The sequence below is a fragment of the Pediococcus pentosaceus genome (assembly GCF_001437285.1).
Classification (GTDB): domain Bacteria; phylum Bacillota; class Bacilli; order Lactobacillales; family Lactobacillaceae; genus Pediococcus; species Pediococcus pentosaceus.
This window is the reverse complement of record NZ_JQBF01000017.1, coordinates 1-4,424: the sequence shown is the minus strand read 5'-3', so window position 1 is coordinate 4,424 and position 4,424 is coordinate 1. Positions and strand designations below refer to the sequence as shown.

The following is a 4,424-nucleotide window of genomic DNA, read 5'->3' as shown; positions in this document are numbered from 1 at the left end:
TTCATAGGGACGACCTTCGATGATATCAAAAGAAAATCTCTCTAATATTTTTTAATAATTCGAAACTGAATATAATTCACCATTAATTAACCTGATACAAATTCTTAGCTAAATCTTCGATTATTTAAGGTGCACTAGATTCGTCAATCAAATATTTTTTGTATACATTACTTTAACCCTCAAAATTAAATACAACGTTGTATAATAATTTCGGAAAACGTTTTCAAAAATATAACTAAGAAGTTATTAAACCTATGTTGATGAATAATTTAAAAGCACAACCTGTTATTATCAGTACTGATCCTGGTATCGATGATGCAGTTGCAATATCTTTGGCACTTTTTAGTAACGATATAGATGTCAAACTTATATGTCCTATTGCGGGTAATGTAAGTTTAGAAAAAACAACTCATAATACACAAAAGCTTCTAACTTTTTTTAACAAAGAAATACCTATTGTTCCAGGAAGCCCGTCACCTCTCCTTCGACAAAAACAAAATGCTAGTAACGTTCATGGTGAATCTGGCATGGATGGCTTTGATTTTCCTATTCCTAAAATCACACCTGATGTATCAAGGACCGCGGTACAAGCAATGCATGAAACTGTATCAAACAGTACTGTTCCTGTAACTTTAATGGGACTTGGACCTTTAACTGATATTGCACTTTATCTTCATCTCTATCCACAGGATAGTAAGAATATCCACGAAATTGTATTAATGGGAGGAGCTTTAGGTAGAGGTAACTTGGGAGTCTTATCTGAGTTTAACTTTGGAGTTGACCCTGAAGCAGCAAAAATAGTATTTAACAGTAATATTTCAATACGTATTGTACCCATGGAAATAGGGAGACAAGCTAAAATAATGCCCGCCACTTCAGGAAAAATAAAAAATCTTGGAAAAACCGGTAAAATGTTTTATTCACTTTTTTCTCATTATCGTGGAGGTAGTTTTGATAAGGGATTAAATATGTATGACGTCCTCGCTTTAGGGTTGATTTTAAAACCAGAAATATTTGAGATGAAATCAACCTATGTTGCTATAGAAACCCAAGGAGCATTTACAGCAGGTGCTTCATTAATTGATCTTAAGGGATACCTTGGGGAAAATTCCAATGCAGAGGTGGCAATTAACGTTGATACTAAACAATTTGAAGACTGGTTCACCAAAATGATATCAAAAACAATATAGGAGGCGATCTCATGCACGCAGTATTAATCTCTATCATTGGTATTATAGCTATAAGCATCTTGATTTATATGTTATTAAAGAAAAATGATATTAAAATGATACTTTTATCACTAGGTTTAATTTTGATGTACATCGCTATATTGTTGGATAATGAGCTAAAGGTAACACAACCTACTGGTACAAATTTATTAAATCCATTTCAGGCAATTGTTGATCAATTTTCATCAACTTTAGTAGGACCAGGATTTGTTATTTTAATTTTAGGTGGTTATAGCGCTTATATGAACCACATAGGTGCTAATCAAGTTACTGTACATGCACTTACCAAACCAATCACTAAAATTAAATCTATTTATTTACTAGCTCCCATTGTTTTTCTTATTGGAAACCTATTATCACTTGTAATTCCAAGTGCTTCAAATCTAGCAATTATTCTTCTTGCAACTCTATATCCCGTATTGCGTTCTGCAGGCATGTCGCGACTAACATCAGCAGCTATCATCGGAACTTCAGCTACAATAGTTCCAACTCCCTTAGGTGCAGATAACGTAGCTATTGCATCCCAATTTCACATGTCTGTAACAGATTATGTTTTTCAAAAACACGCTTTAATTTCTATTCCAACCTTGCTAGCTATTACTATAGTTCATTATTTATGGCAAAAATATCAAGACAAAAAGCATCCTGAAGAGTTGTCATATTCTTCAGAGCTTTCTCAAAATAAAGAACAGGATTCAACAGCGTCACCTAAGGTAAGTTATAAAGGATTCAAAGCTTTTATTTATGGATTACTACCGCTCTTACCTATTGTAATATTGCTAATTATCTTTTTCACCAATATATTTCTTCACACTAAGCTGAATATTAGTGTTCAATTAGTTAGCTTACTTAGTTTTGTTATTGCTGTACTTGTAGAAATTTTTAATAAAAAGCATCCCCAAATTGTTTTAAAAGAAACTAGTAATTTTTTTGAAGGTATGGGTAGCGTAATGAGTATCGTAGCATTACTAGTTTCCGCCCAAGTATTCGTACAAGGGCTAACTTCGATAGGGATAATTGATTTAATTCAAAAAACTATGCAAACTATGAATAGCTCAGGTATTGTTTTACCAGTAGTTATGGTTGTATTCACGGCAATTATTGTCTTATTAAGTGGAAGTAGAACTGCGTTACTTTATGCAATGATTCCTCTGTTATTACCATTATCTAAAGCTGCAGGTATTTCCCCTATCGCCCTATCAGTACCTATGCAATTAGCAGGGAACTTATTGCGAGCAATCTCTCCTGTAGCGGCAGTTATTTTAATAGTTGCTGGAACCACAAAGTTATCTCCAGTAAAAATTGTTAAACGCACTTCCGTTCCAATGGTTTTTGGAGTAATCATGATGCTTGTTATGTCTCTACTAATCTTTTAGGAGTACATCCATGCTTAAATCTATTGAACTTCAACCAGCTTATAAAGAGGACTTACCTCTATTACTCAATCTTTTACAAGATGCAAAAGAACAAATGGCTTCAAGCCATATTACTCAATGGAATAGCTATTACCCCAATATTGGAGTATTAATCAAAGATATTGAAGACCGTTCTCTTTATTCAACCGGAGCAAGTAATATTGCAGCGATTAGCATCGATCGAAGAGGTAAGGATTGGTACTTACATCGATTAATGGTCCATTCCTCAGTAAAGGGGCAAGGAATAGCAAAAAAAATACTCTCAAATATCATTCAAAATGGCTATTCTAACAACGTAGACAATATTTGGATAACAACTAATCATAGTAATTTACCGATGATTCATATTCTAACTAGTTTGGGATTTTCTTTTTCTCATAAAATTAAAATTCGTGGAAGAGAAGAGTATGGAGATTTCATTATTTACAACTATAATCTTACACAGAAAATGTTAAGATTATAGTTGGATTAAACAGCTAATTAATCCGGATACCAGTCATTTGATGATAATTGGTATTCGGATTAATTTTTAATTCACATTTAAATCTAAAAGATAGGGAGAGTTAACCGTAAAATGCATCAACCATCAAAATACGTTAAAGTGTACAACAAAATACTAAAAATGATTGAGCAAGGCCAATTAATTTCCGGTGAAAAAATTCCATCTGAAGAGATTCTTACTAAAGAATTTGATGTTAGCCGTGTTACCCTTAGAACAGCTTTGTCTCTGTTAAAAGAAGATGGTTTTATCACTAGTATTCACGGAAAAGGCCATTATATTAGTAAAAATAATTCTTATAGTAATCAACACCTAGAAAATTTTATTTCACCTATTTTAACTACCTTAACAGTTCCTATAGAAAGCCGTGAGACATACTATCATAAAAATACTTCTAGTGCTTTTACTGATCAATTATTTGGTGTACAAAATCGCCATTATCTTACTCTTAACGTTTGGTACAAAAATGGCATAAATAACATTGCTAATAACTTAGCAATCGTAATGCCAGAAACTATAGATAAATTTTCTGTTAACCTTAATAATCCCAAAAGTATTGTGCAGTTCCTAGAAAATAATGTTTACAAGGTGGCTTCTAGTTCCACTTTGACATTATCCGTCTCAGAAAGACATCCTTCTACGTTTCGCCGTAATTTTATTAATGACTCTCCCCTTATGTTAATTACAGAAGACATATTCGATATACACGGTGATCGATTAATTCAAAACAAGTATTACATACCAAGTACTTTATTTCGCACAGAAATGGTGCGTCACCCAAATACTCTCTCATAAATCACTAAAAACGCTTAAAAATACTCCCAATACTAGTTAACTGATGAAAAAACATTTAAGTATTGGGATTTTTTTCGTACTAGGATTATAACTGACCTATAAAACCATCTTAAACGTATTAATCATTAAAAATGGATAGTTTAATCGCTATTAATAAGGGGTCACAAATTAAGTCTTATATATTAGTTTTAAAATGATGTAAATTTAATTATTAGAATTCCCGCTCTTTTTTAATCACCATGAGTTTAGGTCGTTTGGTGTTTTTAGACAAGTTATGCCTCTTCTTTTCATCCCTCATTATCATAGTATCCAAATAGTTCAAGAAAACAAGAGTAGGACTAATTCATAAAAACGGCTTATCCAATATATGAATGATGAGTTCTAAAAACTTTATTTACCAAACTAATACAACACCAGTGAATTTAGTCTGCCATTCCATTTTATTTTTCAACAAATTATATCTTTTTAATTGATTCCCTAATGATT

4 protein-coding genes are annotated in these 4,424 nt (G+C 32.3%); all 4 read left to right on the top strand.

Going from position 1 to position 4,424, the window contains the following annotated elements; translation table 11 throughout:
- The first annotated feature begins 260 nt into the window (after positions 1 to 260).
- The 4 genes from rihC (at position 261) to IV86_RS08450 (ending at position 3,938) form a co-directional block, all read left to right on the top strand.
- Complete coding sequence (gene rihC / locus IV86_RS08465) at positions 261 to 1,190, top strand: ribonucleoside hydrolase RihC (protein ID WP_002834344.1); 930 nt, start codon at positions 261 to 263, stop codon at positions 1,188 to 1,190.
- An 11-nt stretch (positions 1,191 to 1,201) separates the two neighbouring features.
- Positions 1,202 to 2,605 (top strand): C4-dicarboxylate transporter DcuC, encoded by a 1,404-nt coding sequence (gene dcuC / locus IV86_RS08460; RefSeq protein ID WP_056979572.1) that lies wholly within the window; start codon positions 1,202 to 1,204, stop codon positions 2,603 to 2,605.
- A gap of 10 nt (positions 2,606 to 2,615) precedes the next feature.
- Complete coding sequence (locus IV86_RS08455) at positions 2,616 to 3,107, top strand: GNAT family N-acetyltransferase (protein WP_002834346.1); 492 nt, start codon at positions 2,616 to 2,618, stop codon at positions 3,105 to 3,107.
- Between the two features lie 111 nt (positions 3,108 to 3,218).
- Positions 3,219 to 3,938: a winged helix-turn-helix domain-containing protein gene (locus IV86_RS08450; protein ID WP_056979571.1), complete on the top strand. Its 720-nt coding sequence runs from the start codon at positions 3,219 to 3,221 to the stop codon at positions 3,936 to 3,938.
- Positions 3,939 to 4,424: the final 486 nt, after the last annotated feature.

Coding starts and splice junctions, on each gene's coding strand:
- IV86_RS08450 (WP_056979571.1), top strand. CDS start 3,219: ATGCATCAACCATCAAAATACGTTAAAGTGTACAACAAAATACTAAAA.
- IV86_RS08455 (WP_002834346.1), top strand. CDS start 2,616: ATGCTTAAATCTATTGAACTTCAACCAGCTTATAAAGAGGACTTACCT.
- dcuC (WP_056979572.1), top strand. CDS start 1,202: ATGCACGCAGTATTAATCTCTATCATTGGTATTATAGCTATAAGCATC.
- rihC (WP_002834344.1), top strand. CDS start 261: ATGAATAATTTAAAAGCACAACCTGTTATTATCAGTACTGATCCTGGT.